Annotated in this window: 15 protein-coding genes; 4 read left to right on the forward strand and 11 right to left on the reverse strand. The window is 63.1% G+C overall.

Features of this window, described 5'->3' with window-relative positions; translation table 11 throughout:
- Nucleotides 1-72 precede the first annotated feature (72 nt).
- From J3P97_RS16500 to J3P97_RS16535, 8 genes are all read right to left on the reverse strand, one after another.
- Nucleotides 73-1,125, reverse strand: coding sequence for a Gfo/Idh/MocA family protein (locus J3P97_RS16500; RefSeq protein ID WP_434672290.1), 1,053 nt, complete (start codon nucleotides 1,123-1,125; stop codon nucleotides 73-75).
- A gap of 277 nt (nucleotides 1,126-1,402) precedes the next feature.
- A complete protein-coding gene (locus J3P97_RS16505) occupies nucleotides 1,403-2,413 on the reverse strand; it encodes a Gfo/Idh/MocA family protein (protein WP_434601143.1) in 1,011 nt (336 codons plus the stop codon).
- Between the two features lie 29 nt (nucleotides 2,414-2,442).
- On the reverse strand, nucleotides 2,443-4,374 hold the full coding sequence (gene iolD, locus J3P97_RS16510; RefSeq protein WP_434672291.1) for a 3D-(3,5/4)-trihydroxycyclohexane-1,2-dione acylhydrolase (decyclizing): 1,932 nt from the start codon (nucleotides 4,372-4,374) through the stop codon (nucleotides 2,443-2,445).
- 164 nt (nucleotides 4,375-4,538) lie between these two features.
- On the reverse strand, nucleotides 4,539-5,360 hold the full coding sequence (locus J3P97_RS16515; RefSeq protein ID WP_434672292.1) for a TIM barrel protein: 822 nt from the start codon (nucleotides 5,358-5,360) through the stop codon (nucleotides 4,539-4,541).
- Nucleotides 5,361-5,393: 33 nt separating this feature from the next.
- Nucleotides 5,394-6,899, reverse strand: coding sequence for a CoA-acylating methylmalonate-semialdehyde dehydrogenase (locus tag J3P97_RS16520; protein WP_434672293.1), 1,506 nt, complete (start codon nucleotides 6,897-6,899; stop codon nucleotides 5,394-5,396).
- Nucleotides 6,900-6,929: 30 nt separating this feature from the next.
- Nucleotides 6,930-7,739 (reverse strand): 5-deoxy-glucuronate isomerase, encoded by an 810-nt coding sequence (gene iolB, locus J3P97_RS16525; RefSeq protein WP_434630206.1) that lies wholly within the window; start codon nucleotides 7,737-7,739, stop codon nucleotides 6,930-6,932.
- Complete coding sequence (gene iolE, locus J3P97_RS16530; RefSeq protein WP_434672294.1) at nucleotides 7,736-8,629, reverse strand: myo-inosose-2 dehydratase; 894 nt, start codon at nucleotides 8,627-8,629, stop codon at nucleotides 7,736-7,738. The genes iolB and iolE overlap by 4 nt, the downstream gene beginning before the upstream one ends.
- 162 nt (nucleotides 8,630-8,791) lie before the next feature.
- Complete coding sequence (locus tag J3P97_RS16535; RefSeq protein ID WP_434672295.1) at nucleotides 8,792-10,729, reverse strand: bifunctional 5-dehydro-2-deoxygluconokinase/5-dehydro-2-deoxyphosphogluconate aldolase; 1,938 nt, start codon at nucleotides 10,727-10,729, stop codon at nucleotides 8,792-8,794.
- Nucleotides 10,730-11,041: 312 nt separating this feature from the next.
- Between J3P97_RS16535 and J3P97_RS16540 the strand changes: the two genes are divergently transcribed.
- Both J3P97_RS16540 and J3P97_RS16545 read left to right on the forward strand, forming a co-directional pair.
- Nucleotides 11,042-11,965 carry a MurR/RpiR family transcriptional regulator gene (locus tag J3P97_RS16540; protein ID WP_434573478.1) on the forward strand — a complete coding sequence of 308 codons (924 nt, stop codon included), beginning with the start codon at nucleotides 11,042-11,044 and terminating at the stop codon, nucleotides 11,963-11,965.
- 34 nt (nucleotides 11,966-11,999) lie between these two features.
- Nucleotides 12,000-12,611: a glutathione S-transferase N-terminal domain-containing protein gene (locus J3P97_RS16545; protein ID WP_434672296.1), complete on the forward strand. Its 612-nt coding sequence runs from the start codon at nucleotides 12,000-12,002 to the stop codon at nucleotides 12,609-12,611.
- Nucleotides 12,612-13,006: 395 nt separating this feature from the next.
- Here the strand turns inward: J3P97_RS16545 and hcnC are convergent, their stop codons facing one another.
- From hcnC to hcnA, 3 genes are read right to left on the reverse strand one after another with little or no spacing between them, the layout of a single operon-like run.
- Nucleotides 13,007-14,266, reverse strand: a complete 1,260-nt coding sequence (gene hcnC / locus J3P97_RS16550) for a cyanide-forming glycine dehydrogenase subunit HcnC (protein WP_434672297.1) — start codon at nucleotides 14,264-14,266, stop codon at nucleotides 13,007-13,009.
- The gene (gene hcnB / locus J3P97_RS16555) at nucleotides 14,250-15,668 is read right to left on the reverse strand and encodes a cyanide-forming glycine dehydrogenase subunit HcnB (protein ID WP_434672298.1); all 1,419 of its coding nucleotides are present in this window, start codon (nucleotides 15,666-15,668) and stop codon (nucleotides 14,250-14,252) included. The genes hcnC and hcnB overlap by 17 nt, the downstream gene beginning before the upstream one ends.
- Complete coding sequence (gene hcnA, locus J3P97_RS16560) at nucleotides 15,665-15,991, reverse strand: cyanide-forming glycine dehydrogenase subunit HcnA (RefSeq protein ID WP_434630195.1); 327 nt, start codon at nucleotides 15,989-15,991, stop codon at nucleotides 15,665-15,667. Before hcnA ends, hcnB begins: the two co-directional genes overlap by 4 nt.
- 273 nt (nucleotides 15,992-16,264) lie before the next feature.
- Between hcnA and J3P97_RS16565 the strand changes: the two genes are divergently transcribed.
- Together J3P97_RS16565 and J3P97_RS16570 are read left to right on the forward strand one after the other, a co-directional pair.
- On the forward strand, nucleotides 16,265-16,948 hold the full coding sequence (locus J3P97_RS16565) for a response regulator transcription factor (RefSeq protein ID WP_305500352.1): 684 nt from the start codon (nucleotides 16,265-16,267) through the stop codon (nucleotides 16,946-16,948).
- A complete protein-coding gene (locus J3P97_RS16570; protein ID WP_434672299.1) occupies nucleotides 16,926-18,311 on the forward strand; it encodes a sensor histidine kinase in 1,386 nt (461 codons plus the stop codon). The genes J3P97_RS16565 and J3P97_RS16570 overlap by 23 nt, the downstream gene beginning before the upstream one ends.
- Nucleotides 18,312-18,478: the final 167 nt, after the last annotated feature.

Consider the following 18,478-nt stretch of genomic DNA (forward strand, 5'->3'; position numbering starts at 1 on the left):
CGAACAGGGTTGTCGGTCACCTGGAATCGACTTTATTGGAAAATATTTTCCATATCAACTTATTTTAGAATTTTATTCGTTTTTTGTTCCATGTCCTACGGGCGTGGATAAACACACCACCACGCCTTGCTCAGCACTTTGCCTGGCAGCGTCCAGAACGCGCGTCGTGGCCAAGGCATCGCGGGCCGCCACCGGCAATGGGCCGTTGCCCTGCAACGCGGCTTGGAGGCGCTGGTAGAATTCCAGCCAGCATCCCCGCTCCGAGGCGACCCGCTCGCGCTCTGCGCCGTGTTCGAACCAGCCCCAGCGGCGGTGCTCCTCTGCGCCCCAGCGTTCGCCTTCGGTAGCCGGGCTCAACCCCGCCAATGCCAAGGCTTCCTGCCCGTCGAGGCCTTCGACGGTATAGCAGCCTTCGCTGCCGCTGACCCGGAAACGTGGGCGTGGAGCGTTTTGCACGCAATTGCCGCTCAAGTGGGAAATGACGCCACCGACATGGGTCAGTGACATGAAGAAACCGTTATCGAACGCCTGGCCCGGCTGTCGATAATCGAGCTCGGCATACACCCGGGTCACCGGCCCGAACAATTGCAGCGCCTGGTCCACCAGATGGCTGCCCAGATCCCGCAGGAATCCGCCGCCGCTGCCCTTGCCCAGCGAGGACGGTGAGTAACGTTCGACGCTGGATTCAAAGCGAATCACCTGCCCCAGTGCGCCGGATCCGAGCAACTTGCGCACGGTCAGGAAATCCGAATCCCAGCGCCGGTTCTGGTAGACGCTCAACGGCACGTTGCGGCGTTCGGCGGTCAGCACCATCGCTTCGGCCTGTGCGGCGTCTAGGGCAAAAGGCTTATCGCTGACCACCGCCACGCCGAGTTCGATCGCCTGCATCACGATGGCCGGGCGACCGTCCAAAGGGATAGACACGACCACCGCCTCGACACCCGCCGCCACCAACTGTTCGAGAGTGTCGAACGCCTGGACCTTCGGGTAATCGCTGGCCAGCTGCTGGCGCCGCTCGGCGGAGCGGGTCACCACGCCGATGAAGGTAGCCCCCGGCAGGCTGCTGATCAGCGGCGCATGGAAAAAACGCCCGCCCTTGCCGTAGCCTACTAATCCGATTCGCATGAAAGCTCCTTATCTGTATAGGGCGCCGGCACCTGTGGGAGCGAGCCTGCTCGCGAAAGCGTCAGGCCCGCCAGCATCAATATCGCCTGACCCACCGCCATCGCGAGCAAGCTCGCTCCCACAAATTTGACCGAGTACTCTTGGGATAACACAGTCGACCGTGGGAGCGAGCTTGCTCGCGATAGCGTCGGGTCAAGCTGGATTGTGTGACCTGACACACCGCCTTCGCGAGCAGGCTCGCTCCCACAGTTTGATTGCATGCCCAAAGGGTATGTGCTCAGCCGTAGAACCGAGGCCGTTCGGGCAGCTCGACCTTGACGATCTGCCCGCTCTGCTGCGCTTCAATACACGCGTCCGCCGCCACCGCCGCGGCAAAGCCATCCCAGGCCGAGGGGCCGCCCACCTGGCCGGCGCGCACGCCGTCGATGAAGGCCTGCAGTTCGACGTCGTAAGCGCCGATGAACCGGTCTTTCCAGTCCATCAGGATCGCATTGGAAAGCTTGGCACCGCTGCGCAGTTGCACCTGGGACGGTTCTGGCAGCCTGGCGATGCCGGTCTCCCCCACCACTTCACACTGGATGTCGTAGCCGTACTGGCAATTGACGAACACTTCGACGTCGATGCGCGTGCCCTTGGCGGTTTCCAGCAGGACGATCTGTGGATCGCGCAAGTGCACCAGGGCCTTGCTGGTCTTGCGTGGAAACACCACCTGCACCGAGACGTAGTCGTCGGCGAGCAACCAGCGCAACACATCCAGTTCGTGAATCAAGGTGTCGGTGATGGCCATGTCGGTCTTGTAGTTTTCGCCCACGCTGGGGTTGCGGTGGGCACAGTGCAGCATCAACGGCTCGCCGATCTGTCCGCTGTCGATCACCGCCTTGAGCGCCCGATAACCTTCGTCGTAGGGGCGCATGAACCCGACCTGTACCAGGCGCTTGCCTTGGGCCACTTCGGCTTCGACAATCCGGCGACAACCTTCGGCGGTAACGGCCAACGGCTTTTCACAGAACACCGGCTTGCCGGCCGCGATGGCCGCCAGCACGAATTCTTCATGACTTGGCCCCCAGGACGTGACGAGGATCGCCTCGACGTCCGGCGCCTTGATCAGTGCATGGCCGTCGGGATAGACCTCGGCGGTCAACTTCAGGTCGGCCACCACTTTCGCCGCTTGCACCAGGTTGATGTCGGTCACCGCGACGACCTGGCTGTTGAGCAACGTCTGGCTGCAACGACGGATATGGTCCTGGCCGATGGCCCCGGTGCCGATGACGCCCAGCTTCAAAGACATGTGGAACTCCTTTCGTAGGGTTGGGGCAATCAGTATTGACGGGCCTTGGCCAGTCGTTCGTTGAGGGTCTTGGCGACGGCATCGGTACGCGCGCTGGTTGAGACTTGCGCCACGCCGACCCGCCACCACGACAGGTACTTGTGGATCATGGTCTTGGGCAGGACCTTGATGTCGATCAGCGTCGAGACCGTCTGGAGTCGGGCGTCGGCCAGCGCGGCGTGCAGCTCCTCCAGTGTCTTGACCTTGTAGGTCTTGCAACCGTAGGCCGCCGCGCTCATGGCGAAATCCACCGGCACGAAGGCGCCGTCGAGCTTGCCCGTCTCGGGGTTGCGGAAGCGGAACTCGGTACCGAAGCTGTCCATACCGTGTTCCATCTGCAGGTTGTTGATGCATCCGAACGTCATGTTGTCCAGCAGCACCACATTGATCTTGCGGCGCTCCTGGATCGAGGTGGCAAGTTCGGAGTGCAGCATCATGTAGGAGCCATCGCCCACCAGCGCGTAGACCTCTTTGTCCGGCTCGGCGAGCTTCACGCCCAGGGCGGCATTGACCTCGTAGCCCATGCACGAATAGCCATATTCGACGTGGTAGGTGTTCACGCCCTTGCTGCGCCAGCTGCGCTGCAAATCACCCGGCAGGCTGCCGGCGGCGGCGACGATGACGGCATCATCGGCCAGGGTTTCGTTGAGGGTGCCGAGCACGCGGCTCTGGGTCAGGCAGGATCCGGTGAGCTCGATGAACTCGCGAAACACCGCCGGGTCCATGTGGTCGTTGATTTCCGGGACGAAATCCTTGGCCTGGTAATCCGCCTGGTAGACCCGGTCCACTTCGGCGTCGAGTTGGGCCTTGGCATCGGCGATCTGCCCGCCCCATTCGGCGCGATAATCCCCCATCGCGGCCGACAAGGCCTCCAGGCCCGAACGGGCGTCGGCCAACAGTTGCACGCCGTCGAGTTTCAAGGCATCGCACGGGCTGATGTTGAGGTTGAGAAACTGCACCTCGGGATGCTGGAACAGCCATTTCGACGCCGTGGTGAAATCACTGTAGCGGGTGCCAATGCCGATGATCAGGTCCGCTTCCTTGGCCAGCAGGTTCGCCGCCAGGCAACCGGTTTCGCCGACGCCGCCGACGTTCAATGGATGACTGGAGACCACGGCGCTTTTGCCCGCCTGGGTTTCGGCGAAGGGGATGTCGAAACGCTCGGCAAAGGCCTGCAACGCGGCGTTGGCCCCCGAATACCTGACGCCACCACCGCAGATGACCAACGGCCGGCGCTTGCCCTTGAGCAACGCCAGGGCATCGCCGAGCATCGCTTCGGTGGCCGGCCGGCGCTCGATGCGGTGCACGCGTTTTTGCAGGAAATAATCCGGGTAATCGTAGGCCTCGGCCTGTACATCCTGGGGCAGCGCCAGCGTCACCGCGCCGGTTTCGGCCGGGTCGGTCAGCACGCGCATCGCCTGGATCGCGGCGGTCATCAATTGCTCAGGACGGTTGATGCGGTCCCAGTATTTACTCACGGCCTTGAAGGCATCGTTGGTGCTGATGCTCAGGTCGTGGAACTGCTCAATCTGTTGCAACACCGGGTCCGGCTGGCGACTGGCATAGACGTCGCCGGGCAACAGCAACAAGGGAATGCGATTGGCCGTGGCGGTGGCCGCGGCGGTCAGCATGTTCGCCGCGCCAGGGCCGACCGAGGAACTGCAGGCGTAGATCCTGCGCCGCAGATGCTGCTTGGCAAACCCGATGGCGGCATGGGCCATGCCCTGCTCGTTGCGGCCCTGATGGACCACCAGGTCGCCGCTGTCCTGCTCCAGCGCCTGGCCCAGGCCCAGCACGTTGCCGTGGCCGAAAATGGTAAAGACCCCGGCGACGAACTTGCTCTGGACGCCATCGACCTCGATGTACTGGTTATCGAGGAATTTCACCAGGGCCTGGGCCATGGTCAGTCGTGTTGTGGTCATGCTTGCACCTTGTCTGGAATGCAAATCCGGAGAATTGCTCAATCCCCTGTGGGAGCGAGCCTGCTCGCGAAAGCGGCGTGTCAGGCGACATCAGTGTTGAATGTACTGCCGCCTTCGCGAGCAGGCTCGCTCCCACAGGGTCCACTCATCCTTTTGAAATCGGCTCAGGCCTGCGAGCTTTGCAGGTGGCTCATACTCGCCCCCAGAGCCTGGCGGATATCGGCCAGGTCATGGACGCTCTCGGCAAACGGCTCGAAGGACAGGTAGCCTTCATAACCGCCCGCGCGCAGCGCCTCGATCTGCGCGGCATTGCCGAGAATGTCAGCCTCGCCCACCAGCACTCGATGACCGTCGCGAATACTCGCCAACGGCGCCTGCGCATCCTCGACGCCGGAGATGTGCACCAGCCCGGTCAGTTCGGGGAAGAACTCCTGCTCGCCGGCCAGATGATGGTGGAAGGTGTCGTGCACCAGGCGGAACACATCCAGCCCGCCAATGCTCTTGATCGCTTCCACCGCCGCGCGTTTGCGCCGCAGCGAGCACTCCTCGAACCCCAGGGGTTCGATAAAACCGTAGATACCGAAGGCCCGCAGGATCGGCGCCAGTTCACTGAGGGCGGTACGCAGCCCCGCCGCACGCTCGGCTTCGCTGCGCGGGTCGGCGCGGTCGTTGAGCGGGCACATCACCAGCCCCTCGGCGCCGCATTCGCGGGCGTAGTCGGCCAGGCGCACGGCCTGGGCGCGGCGCTCCTCGTTCCAGACATCGAAGGGGTACAGGGCGTTGATCGACAGCACCTTGATGCCGCGGGCCTCGCACAACTCACGGACGCGGGCCGGCGGCATGCCGTCTTCGATCTCGACCCCCTCGAGGTCGTTGCGGATCTCGATGGCATCGGTTTTCAACGCCAGGGCCAAGTCGATGAACGCGGGCAGTGACAGGCGTGGGGCAACCATTCGGTTCAAGGCAAAACGCAGGGGCTTGTTCATTGTTGTTCTCCCTCCGGCATTCATGGAAATGGGTTATTGAGCAGTGGGCATGCTGAATTCGGGACCCTTGGCGATGCTGTCCGGCCAGCGCTGCATCACGCTCTTGTAGCGACTGTAGAAGCGCAGGCCTTCTTCGCCATAGGCATGGTGGTCGCCGAACAACGAGCGCTTCCAGCCGCCAAAGGAATGCCAGGCCATGGGCACCGGAATCGGCACGTTGATGCCCACCATGCCGACCTTGATGCTGCGGGCGAACGCCCGGGCGATGCCGCCGTCGCGGGTGAAGCACGACACACCGTTGCCAAACTCATGGGCGTTGATCAGCGCCACCGCCGTGGCGAAATCCGGCACACGGACGATCCCCAGCACCGGGCCGAAAATCTCTTGCTGGTAAATGCTCATCTCGGCAGTGACCTGATCGAACAGCGTCGCCCCGACAAAGAACCCTTGCTCCGCCCCCGGCACTTTGAAACCACGGCCATCGACGATCAAGCGAGCGCCCTCGGCCACGCCGGCATCGATGAACCCTTCGACCTTGGCCTTGTGCTCGGCGGTGACCAGCGGCCCCATGTCAGTTCCGGGCTGTTGGCCGTTGCCGACCTGCAACTGGTCGATGCGCGGCAGCAGGCGAGCGATCAGTTCGTCGCCGACCTCGCCCACCGCCACGGCAATGGAAATCGCCATGCAGCGCTCGCCGGCCGAGCCGTAGGCGGCGCCGATCAAAGCGTCCGCCGCCTGGTCGAGGTCGGCATCGGGCATGACGATCATGTGGTTCTTCGCCCCGCCCAGGGCCTGGACGCGCTTGCCGTTCGCGGTGCCCTGCTGGTGGATGTATTCGGCGATGGGCGTAGAGCCGACAAAGGAGATCGCCTCGATGTCCGGGTGTTGCAACAGCGCATCCACCGCCACTCTGTCACCCTGGACCACGTTGAACACGCCGTCCGGCAGGCCGGCTTCCGTCAACAAGCGGGCCATCAGCAAACTGGCGGACGGGTCGCGCTCCGAAGGTTTGAGGATGAAGCAGTTACCGGCGACCAGCGCCAGGGGAATCATCCACAGCGGCACCATCACCGGGAAGTTGAATGGCGTGACCCCGGCACAGACGCCCAGGGGCTGGCGCAGGTTCCAGTTGTCGATGCCACCGCCGATGTTGTCGCTGAAATCGGTCTTGAGCAGGCTCGGCGCACCGCAGGCGTACTCGACGATCTCGATGCCCCGGGTGACTTCGCCGTGGGCGTCGGACAGTACCTTGCCATGTTCACGGCTGATGATCTGCGCCAGTTCGTCGTGGTGACGATCGAGCAGCTCCTTGAACTTGAACATCACTCGCGAACGACGCAATGACGACTGCTCGGACCAGGCCGGGAACGCCGCCAGCGCCGAGGCCACCGCCGCGTCGACGGTGCTCGGTTCGGCCAGGGCCACCCGGGCTTGCACCGCACCGGTGGCCGGATTGAAGACGTTGCTGGACCGCGGACTGTTGTCGCTGTCCTGCACCTGACCGTTGATGTAATGGCCTACTACCGGGGCGTCGCTCATCGTGCTTGTTCTCCCTGCGTATTTGTGGGGTCAGAGATCCAGCAGCCAGCTGTGCTGCGGATCGTTGTGGAATTGCCAGACCCGCTTCGGGCCGGCCATGACATTCAGGTAATACGACTCGTACCCGTAGGGCACGCTGACCGGGTGATAGCCCTTGGGGACCACCACCAGGTCGCTGTTCTCCACCGCCATGGCCTGGTCGATGCTGCGGTCGTCGGTGTAGACCCGCTGGAACACGAAGCCTTGGGACGGGTTGACCTGGTGGTAATAGGTCTCTTCGAGGAAGCTCTGGTGCGGCAGGTCGTCGGTGTCGTGCTTGTGCGGCGGATAGCTGGACGAATGCCCCGACGGCGTGCGCACTTCCACCACCAGCAGCGAATGGGCCGGCTCGCTGTCCGGCAGGATGTCGCAGACGTAGCGGGTATTGGCGCCCTTGCCGCGCACGCTGCGCTTCATGCTCTCGGGACGGATCAGCCGTGGGCCGTACGCATTCGGCGCGCCGCCCGGCGCGGCGCACACCGCCACTTGCACATCGCTCAACGCGGTGATCTGGGCCTGGCTGCCGGGCGGCAGATACGCGGCGTAAGGGGATTTATCCTCGAATACCGACTGGCGATCGCCGAGGTTGTCCCAATCGAAGGCGCCCTGCCCCGGTGCTTCGCCCTTGAGGTTGATGCGGCCGCTGAGCAGTACCACGCACAATTCCCGGTCTGCGGCGGCCACCGGCAGGCTTTCGCCAAGGCTCAAGCGGTAGGCGGCAAAACCGACGTATTCCAGCGCGTCGCGGGGCAGTTCAACCATGGTCCGGTCGCTGGGATTGCTCTTGATCAGCAGGCTCATGGCGCAGTTCTCTCCTGCAACAGGGCACGCAGGGTGTCGTAGCCTTTCTTGGCATAGATATAACTCGGCGCCACCGCCGGGTCCTGCTCGGCTTCCACCACCAGCCAGCCTTGGTAGTCGGCGGCCAGCAGCACGTCGAGCAACGCGGCGAAGTCGATATCTCCATCTCCAGGCACGGTGAACGTGCCGTTGATGATGCAGTCGGGAAAGCTCCAGAGGTTGTTGCGCGCCAACTGCACCACGGGTTTGCGCACGTCCTTGAAATGCACATGGCAGATGCGCTCGGTGTGTTTGCGCAGCACCTGCAGCGGTTCGCCGCCGCCCATGTAGCAATGGCCCGAATCGAACAACAGGCCGACCTCGCTGCCGGTCAGCGCCATCAGCTTGTCGATATCCGAAGGCGATTCAACGTAGGCGCCCATGTGGTGGTGGTAGGCCAGGCGCACGCCTTGGGACAAGGTGAAGCGGGCCAGCTCGGTGAGCTTGTCGGCATAGGCCTGCCAGGCCTCGTCAGTGTGAAAGCGTGGCCGCTCGACCAATGGAATCCGCTGGCCCTGGATCGAATCGGCCACTTCGCCATAGACCAGCACCGTTGCGCCGTTCTGCGCCAGCAGCTCGACATGGCTGGCGATGGCGTCGATCTCCTCGGCCGCCGAACGACGCGCCAAGCGACTGGAATACCAGCCGGAGACCAGCGCCAGGTCGTAAGGGCGCAACACGTCGCCGACGCCCTTGGCGTCCTTGGGAAACTTGCCATTGAGCTCGAAACCTTCATAGCCGATTTCCTTGCCTTCGCTCAACGCAGTGCTCAACGGCGTCTCGCCGCCCAGCGACGGCAAGTCATCGTTGCTCCAGGAAATCGGGTTGATGCCAATTCGAATAGCGGGCATGGCTGCACCTTTTTGTTGTTTTACATAACCAGGGCGGCGAACCCCTGTGGGAGCGAGCCTGCTCGCGAAAGCGGTGGGTCAGTCACATCAACGCCGCAGACCCGACGCCTTCGCGAGCAAGCTCGCTCCCACAGGCTCAGTGTTCACAATCTTTGACTTCCTTTAACTGCGCGCGGCGCGCCAGGCCTCGATCAATTCCACAAACCGGTCCTGCACATCCCGGATCAGCGTTTCATCATCGATCTCCCCGGCCAGCCAGGCGCGGCTCGGTTCCTGGAAGATCGTCCGGCCCACGGCAAACCCTCTGCAAGTGCTGCTCTGGCTGGCCTGGCGAAAGCCTTCGGCCAACGCGGCGGCAGGGGCATTGAGGCCCAGCAGCACCACGCCACGGCAATACGGGTCGCGCTGTTGAATCAGCTCGTCGAGCTGCTGCCACTCCTCCGCGCCCTGGGCTTCGATCTTCCACCACGCCGGGAAGATACCCAGGTTGTAGAGGCGCTTGAGGGCACGATAGAGCACGTCCGGGTGCGGTGATGGATGATCCTTGGGCGGTATGACTTCCAGCAACAACTCATGGCCGCTGGCCTGGGAGGCCTTGTACAACCCCATCAATTGCGCCTCTTGCTCCAGGCGCAGCAGCGGTTCGTCGTCAGGATGAAATTGCACCAGGCATTTGATGATCTGCTCTTGTGGCCAGGCAATCAGGTTGCTGCCGATGGAACGGCCGTGTTCGAACGCCAGCGGCCGCGAGCCCTGCACCTCCACCGGCCGCGCCACCCACCAGCCGCGCCCGGTGGCCGCATTCAGGGAATCCTGGCCGAAACGCTGGTCGGCCAGCAGACCGACGTCGGCCTCGATGCCCTGGTGCCGCAGGTCGGCTTCGACCCGCGCCACGGCCTGGATGAATAATTGCTTGAGCTCGCCAATGCTGCTCAACTCGCGACCGCCCTTCTGGGCCAGCTCCACCAATTGTCCGCGATGGTCGAAGGCAAAGATGAACAACTGTTTCCAGGCCTTGCGGGGCACGCTGACCTGGTGCAGCCGTTGCAGCACGGCATCCTGATCGGGCCGGGTGATCGGCACCGGGCTTTGAAATAGATAGTCGAGCTCGGCCCGGGTCGGCATCGCCGGGGCGCAGGCATGGCGCGACACCACCAGGCCGCCGCAGGCATTGGCCAACTGGCAGCAGCGTTCATCGCTGGCATCTTCCAGCCAGCCGGCAAGAAAGCCCGACATGAACGCATCACCGGCGCCCAGTACGTTCAAGACTTCGACTCGAACACCCGGGTAAATCGCACCGTCTTCGAGCCGGGCCGGGATGGCGCCATGGATCACCGTGCAGCCCTGGGGGCCGAGCTTGACCACCAGGGTCGCCGCCGTCAGCGAGCGTACGGTGCGCAGCGCGGTCAGCAGGTCTTCGCTACCGCCGGCAATGAGGAATTCTTCTTCGGTGCCAACGATCAGGTCGAAACGCGGCAGGATGCCTTGCACATGCTGGCTGACCTTCTGGTCGGCCACGAACCGGGTCTCTCCGTCAGCCTTGGCCGCCAGGCCCCAGAGCACCGGCCGATAGTCGATGTCGAGGACGCGCTTGACCTGGTGCTTTTGCGCGTAGTCCAGGGCCTGGATACTGGCCTGGTAGACGCCATCGGTGGAGAAATGCGTGCCGGTGATCAGCAGGGCCTTGCTGGCGGCAATGAAGGTTTCGTCGATGTCTTCGGCGCGCAGCGCCATGTCGGCGCAATTTTCCCGGTAGAACACCAGGGGAAAGGTTTCCCGGTCCTTGATACCCAGCAGGACCATGGCCGTCAGGCGTTCGGGATCGACCTTGATGCCACTGACATCGCAGCCTTCGCGGGCCAGGGACTCCACCAGGAAGCGCCCCATGTGGTCGTCCCCGACCCGGCTCAGCATCGCCGACCGGAGCCCCAGGCGTGCCGTGCCGAAGGCGATGTTGGCAGAGGAACCGCCCAGGTACTTGGCGAAGCTCGAAACATCTTCCAGGCGCGCGCCGACTTGCTGCGCATAGAGGTCGACGCCCAGGCGCCCCAGGCAGATCACATCCAATTGACGCCCACTGGCAAAACGAGTCTGGCCCATGCTGGCTCCTGTTATTTTTATCAGCCTGCGTTTGTCGCCGACACCGGCGCCAACGCTGTTGGTGAATGCAGACTAAAACGAGCCGAGGGCAATAATCAATAATTATTCTATAAATTTTTTACGTGGAATATTTTTTCCAATACGCTACAACCCAGGCGAACCAGACACAGTGCATCGTTTCAGCACTGCTGCAACATTTGTTCGCCCATGATTTTCCCCGCGCCTACGCTGTAGACTGCGACCAGCCAACCTATTGTCGAGGGCCGGCCTTTTTCCGGGCCGCCCTATAAGAACAAGCCAGAAGGATTTTCTATGACCCGCCCCGATGATCTGCCGGCGCCGACCGAGAGCGCGTCCGAACCCGCCCTCCCGAGCCCGCCGATCAATGCCGAGCGCCTGTTGCAACTGATCACCGATGAATACGAAAGCCTGCCGCGCCAGCTCAAACGCATCGCCAGCTACATGAGCCAGCAGAGCGACCGGATCATGGTCGATCGCATCAGCGACATCGCTCGGGAATGCGAAGTGCACCCTTCGGCCATCGTGCGGTTTTCCCAGCGCTTCGGCTTCAGCGGGTTCAGCGAAATGCAGGCGTTGTTTCGCGAGGCGTATACCCACAAGACCACCCCGGTGCAGAACTACCAGCAACGCATTCGCAGCATGATCGCCAACAAGTCGCAGAAGGCCAGCGCCGGCGATCTCGCTCGAGAATGCGTCAACGCCACCCTGTCGGGCATCGAGCGCCTGGGGCTGGAACTCGACGACGAGGCGTTCGAAAAAGCCGTCGACCTGGTGGTCAACGCCGACAACATCTACGTCGTTGGTGTGCGGCGCTCGTTCGCGGTGGCCGATTACCTGGTCTATAACCTTCAGCACACCAACAAGCGTATTCACCTCGTGTCGGGCCTGGGCGGCAGTTATCGCGAGCAGATGCGCAGCGTCCGGGCCAATGATCTGGTGATCGCCATCAGCTTTACCCCGTACGGCAAGGAAACCCAGCACTGCCTGCGCATCGCCCAGCATCACCAGGCCAAGACGCTGATCATCACCGACAGCAACCTGTCGCCCCTGGCCAAGCGGGCCAATGCGGTGCTGCTGGTGAACGAAGGCAGCTCGTTCGCCTTTCGCTCGTTGAGCGCCACCCTGTGCCTGTGCCAGGCGCTGTTCATCGCCGTGGCCTACCGGCTTGAACTCAAGGTTGATGAAATCCACGAACAGGTCGGATTCGAAGATTGAGCCCGGCCTGAAACAAACCGCTGAAGGAGAAGCCATGAAGCTGATCGGCATGCTGGACTCGCCCTATGTACGACGCGTCGCCATTACCGCCAAGCGCCTGGGCATCGCCCTGGAACACCAATCGGTTTCGGTGTTCAGGCATTTCGAGCAATTCCAGCGCATCAACCCGGTGGTCAAGGCCCCGACCCTGGTGCTGGATGATGGCTCGGTGTTGATGGACTCGACCTTGATCATCGATTACCTGGAAACCTTGGCCGGGCCCGGGAAGAGCCTGATGCCGAGCGATCCGGGGCAACGGTTGCAATCGTTGCAACTGATCGGGTTGGCATTGGCGGCGTGCGAAAAATCGGTGCAGATCTATTACGAACGCACTTTGCGCCCAGCACAAATCCAGCATGAGCCGTGGCTCACGCGGGTGTCGGGCCAGTTGCTGGCGGCATATGGCGAGTTGGAAAAGGCATTGGTGAAACAACCATTGCCCACCGATGGCTCGCTCGACCAGGCCGGCATCAGCGTCGCGGTGGCATGGACTTTCACCAACCTGTTGGTGGCCGATCAGGTGCAAGGCAAGGCTTTCCCGCAGATCAGCGCGTTTACCGCTTATGCCGAAGGCCTGGAAGCGTTTGTCAGTACACCGGTGGAATAACCTCCCACAGTACAAAACCTGTGGGAGCGAGCTTGCTCGCGATGACGGCACACCAGTCACCATCGATGTCGACTGTCCTGACGCTATCGCGAGCAAGCTCGCTCCCACAAAGGACTTGTGCTTGACGAAAAACCTGCGACCAGCCGAAAAACAATGTGGGAGCGAGCTTGCTCGCGATGGCGCCAGCGCATCAACATTGATGTCGACTGACACTCCGCTTTCGCCAGCAGGCTCGCTCCCACACAGGACTTGTGCTTGACGAAAAACCTGCGACCAGCCGAAAAACAATGTGGGAGCGAGCCAGCTCGCGAAGGCGCCAGTGCATCGACATTGGCATCGACTGACACGCCGCTTTCGCGAGCAGGCTCGCTCCCACACTGGGTTCGAGCCAGCTCTCAGGCCGGTTGCATTTTCCTCGGTTCTGCAACCGCCGCCACTTCAAACCGGTCCGCCAGGAACGGTGTGATGTCCAGCGGCAACGGCTCGTCGTTCACCAGTTTGTCCAGCAGCACCCCGGTGATGGCCGAGGTCAGGATGCCGGTGCGAAAATGCCCGCAGGCGTTGAGGTAGCCCTCCACGCCGCGCATCGGCCCAAGGATTGGCAACTCATCCGGTGAGCCGGGACGCAGGCCGGCCCAGGTGCGTTTCAGGTTGATGTCGGCCAGTTGCGGGATACACCGCACCGCGCCTTGCACCAATCCCTCGATTTCAGGGTAGGTGGTGGTCACGTCGAACCCTTTGTCTTCCGTGGTGCTGCCGATCAGGATCTCGCCGTTGTCCTTCTGCGCCACATAACAATCGCTGGTGGTCAGGCATCCGCTGAGGATTTTCGGCATGCGCTCGGTCAGCAGGATCTGCCCCTTGACCGGCTTGACCGGAATCCGCACGCCCGTCGCCTGCTCGCTCAAGTCCGCCGCCCAGGCGCCGGCAGCATTGATCAACGTCCGGCAGTTGAACGTGCCGGCTTCGGCGGTTTTCACCCCTGTCACCCGACTGCCATTACGCAACACGTCAGTCACATCGGTGTTGAAGAACAGATCAACACCATTCTGCCGCGCGCCCTCGGTGTAGGCGTCGGCCAGGCGGAATGGGCTGACCTGGTGGTCGCAGAGAAACTCCAGCGCGCCCAAGGCCTCATGGCTGACACTCGGCTCGGCCTCGCGCAACGCCGCCTGGTCGAGCCAGCGCACCTGATCAGCCAGGTGGGGAATGCAGGCGACAATGTGTTCGGCGTAGGAGCGGTCCTCATCGTCATAGATCACGAACTTGAGCCCAGTCTCTTCAAACTTGAAATCCATGCCGTGACGCTCGATCAGTTCCCTGTGCAATTGCGGATACATCGCATTGGACTGCAAGGCGAAATCGAAAAACGAGTCGGGCAGGATATGCGGCGTGCTGGCATCCACCGCCACGGCGGCGCCTCGGGCCTGGCGCTTGCGGTTGGCCGACATCATGCGGAAAAAAATCACCCCACAGCCCAGCCCCACCGATTCGCCGATGGCCCACAGGCCGCCGGCCGATGCGCGGGTGGCGTTGCCTGGACGCTTGGCATCGATCAGGGCGATCTTCAGGTGCTTGCGCTTGGACAGTTGATAGGCGCAGGACGCCCCGATCACCCCTCCACCGGCAATCACTACGTCATAGTGCCTGATCATGGGATACCGCCTCCGGGTCATCGTTCTGGAACGCAGAGAAAGGAATCGGGTCGATCGGAAAACGTGGCCGTAGCCAGCCCACATCGGTCCGTCCGGTAGCTTCGCGCAGGCGGTCGCTGCAGTAGCCGACACACAGGCGACCTTGGCAATCGCCCATGCTCACCCGGGTGCGCATTTTCAGGCTGGCCATGTCTTGCACGCCCTGTTCAAGGGCGCGGTCGATGTCCGCGCGGGTGGCGTGTTCGCAACGGCAGATCACCGTATCGGCGGCTGGCAGCGCGATTTGCCCGGCGCCGCGCCGGGTGTAGCGATCAACGGCGGCGCGAAAACGAATGATCCGGTCCAATTGGGCCTGATATCGCCTGCGGCGCTCCAGCGCCGTGGCCTCATCCAGGACATTACGCTGCAGCAGGACCGACAGCGCCGCGATGCGCCCGCTCAACATGGCCGCTTCACCGCCGCGAATCCCGCCCATGTCGCCCGCCAGGTGGATATGCGCCTCGCTGCTGCGCTGCCAGGCATCGGACACGGCGCGCAGGTAGCCGTCCTCGCTGAAGCCATGGTCAAGCCCCATCTGCTGGCTCAATTGCGTACGCGGGATAAACCCGTAGCCGACCGCCAGCGTCTCGGCCGATAGCTGTTCGGCCTGTCCGAGGTCCGGCTTCCAGTCGGCGGAGTAAGGCGCAACGGTCACGCTGCTCAGTTCACCCGCGCCCTCGGCGCGCACCACGCCCCAACCATAGCGCACCCGGATGCGGTGCCGCTTGAGGTACGCCAGCATGCCCAGGCCATCGAGAAACAATTGCGGTTTGTTCAATAACGCCAGGCTTTCCTTGGCGATCCTGCCGAAGGCACAGGCTTCGTAGACACCCGCCACGGTGACGCCCGAGGCGTGCAGCTGGCAGGCTACCAAGGGCAGCAACGGGCCGGTGCCGGCAATCACCACCGGGCTCGGCGGCTTGACCACGCCACTCTTGATCTGCAATTGCAGGCCACCGAGCATCACCACCCCCGGCAGTGTCCAGCCGGGGAACGGCACACTGCGTTCATGACAACCGGCTGCCAGGATCAACTGGGAATAGGCCACTTCCCGCAAGCGCTCGTCGCCGTCCAGCAGCATCAGGGCCCGGACGCCCTCGGCACCGATGACCCGACTGCCCAGTCGCACATCAATCAGGCCGGCGTTGCGCTGGAATTCCCCATGGAGCTTTGCCAGGGCCTCACTGTAGCGCGCCCCGAGGTAGTCCAGGCTCACCCCATCGCGCAACGGCCCGCGGTACACCACGCCGCCCAGGCGTGGCGCTTCTTCGAGCAGCGTGCAACGCAGACCATTGGCGGCCAGCTCGATGGCCGCCGCCATACCCGCCGGCCCGCCGCCAACAATCACCGGATCGAGGTTCATGGCGCCTCCGTTGCGGCGATGCGATTGGCCCGGGTTTCGATCTGCATGCCCGGTCGCACCAGCGTCTGGCAGGCCCGTCGCTTGTGGCGGCCATCGATCCTGACGAGGCAGCATTGGCAAATGCCCATGCCGCAGTAGGCACCGCTCACCTGGCCGTGGTCGTTGCGGGCCACCTGGCGTTGGCCCATGGCCTGGATGACGGTGAGTACGGTCTCACCCTCGGCGGCGTCGACAGTCTGGCCGTCCAGGCGAACGCTCATGTCGGCCCGTTTCAGCGGTTGAATATCGAATTTACGGCGTAGAACATTCTGGGAGTTGATCATGCGACTCATCCTTAAGGTTCAGTAGGTCTCGGCTCCTTGCGCCACTTGCCACCAGCTTCTCGTCAGTGCCCGCCAGCGACAGCGCGGCGGAACACAGCGAGGGACGCAGCATGATGGTGCGTGCCGGAATATGTTAGGGATTATTTGTGACGAAGTATTGATCCAGGCCAGGGAATGCATTTGCCGGCGCCCATGAACTTTTTTTCAGAAAGCCGACAGGTAATCTTTGGCAGAATGCTGCGCAATGGCTCCACTTCCCAACCGGTAACGCCCATGAACCGTATCCTGACCATCGAAGACGACGCCGTGACCGCCCGTGAAATCGTCGCCGAACTGACCCGCAACGGCCTGGACGTCGACTGGGTCGACAACGGCCGGGAGGGCCTGGAACGGGCTGTCAGCGGTGACTATGACCTGATCACCCTCGACCGCATGCTGCCTGAACTCGACGGCCTGGTGATCGTCACCCAGCTGCGCAGCATGGGCGTGGCCACGCCGATCCTGATGATCAGCGCCCTCTCCGATGTCGACGAGCGGGTGCGTGGCTTGCGGGCCGGTGGCGACGATTACCTGACCAAGCCGTTCGCCACCGACGAAATGGCCGCCCGGGTCGAAGTGCTGCTGCGCCGCAACAACGGCGCCCGCGAGCCGGAAACCGTGCTGCGAGTGGCGGACCTGGAGCTGAATCTGATCAGCCGCGAGGCCAGCCGCAACGGCCAGTTACTGAGCCTGCTGCCCACCGAATACAAGTTGCTGGAATTTCTGATGCGCAACAGTGGCCAGATCCTCTCGCGCATGATGATTTTCGAAGAAGTCTGGGGTTATCACTTCGATCCGGGCACCAACCTGATCGACGTCCACATCGGTCGCCTGCGCAAGAAGATCGACCCGCCGGGCCTGGAACCGCTGATTCGCACGGTACGAGGCTCCGGCTATGTCATTGCTGAACCCCGCTAAGGGCTGGCGCTCCTCCAGCAGCCGCCTGCTGGCGCTGTACAGTTCGCTGTTCGTGATCTGGAGCGCGATCCTGATGGGGGTCATGTATTACGAGGTGTTCGGCTACCTCGACAGCCTCGCCAAGCATTCCCTGATGCAGCGCCAGCACCTGTTCGCGCGTATCCATGGCGAACAGCTGGAAGACGCGCTCATGGCCAGCCTGTCGCTGGATGAACGCGGCGTCGACGCCTACGGCCTGTTCGACCCGCAGCTGCGCCATCTGAGCGGGCCGATCCAGCAAATCCCCGCCGACCTGCCGCTGGACGGCAAGATCCATATGCTCGGTGGCTGCGTCGATTCCGACGACCCGATGATCCCCTCCGACAGTTGCGACGCGGTCGCGACCCGGACCCAGGACGGCCGCTGGCTGGTATTGGCGCGGGACAACGGCTCGCTGTTCGCCGTGACCCGCATCATCCTGCACGCGCTGCTCTGGGGGGTCTCGTTGACTATCCTGCCGGGCATCGCCGGCTGGCACCTGTTGCGACGTCGACCGCTGCGGCGTATCCGCGCCTTGCAGGCCAGCGCCGAAGCCATCGTCGCCGGCGACCTGACCCATCGCCTGCCGCTGTCGAGCCGTCGCGATGAACTGGACATGCTGGCAGCCATCGTCAATGCCATGCTCGATCGCATCGAACGGCTGATGAATGAGGTCAAGGGCGTCTGCGACAACATTGCCCATGACTTGCGCACCCCGCTGACGCGCCTGCGTGCCCAGCTTTATCGCATCCAGCAGGAGGCCGCGGACGGCTCCCCGGAAGCGTTGCAGATGGATCAGGTGATCGCCGAGACCGATACGCTGATGGCGCGGTTTCGCGGTCTGTTGCGGATTTCGGAACTGGAGGACCAGCAGCGCCGCTCCGGTTTCGTGCGTCTGGATCCGTTGCAGTTGTTGCAGGAACTGCATGACTTCTATCTGCCGCTGGCCGAGGAACGCGAGCTGGTGTTCAAGCTGGAAGTGCCCGACACCCTGCCCTTGCTCAACGGTGACCGGGCATTGTTGTTCGAGGCGGTGTCGAACCTGTTGAGCAACTCGATCAAGTTCACCCCATCGGGCGGCGAGGTGATCCTGCGGGGCGTCGACCAGGGCGACAGCAGCCGCATCGAAGTGCTCGACTCAGGCCCTGGCATTCCCGAGGCGGAACGCAAGGCGGTGTTCCGGCGCTTCTACCGCGCCGAGGGCAGCAGCCAGCACGGCGGCTTCGGCCTGGGCCTGTCGATCGTCGCGGCGATTGTCACGCTGCACGGGTTTACGCTGGAGGTGGATCGCAGCGAGCTGGGCGGGGCGCGGTTGGCGCTCGATTGTCGGGCGACGCTGCTTTGATTACGCAGTCCTATTGATGACGCGGTCTCCGTGGCGAGGGAGCTTGCTCCCGCTCGGCTGCGCAGCAGCCGCAAGCTGTTAGACGCGATGTGCCTGGGGACTGCCGATTCGACAGGTTTGGGATCGCTGCGCGATCCAGCGGGAGCAAGCTCCCTCGCCACGGGGGA

The organism is Pseudomonas sp. R1-15 (genome assembly GCF_051132085.1).
GTDB lineage: Bacteria > Pseudomonadota > Gammaproteobacteria > Pseudomonadales > Pseudomonadaceae > Aquipseudomonas.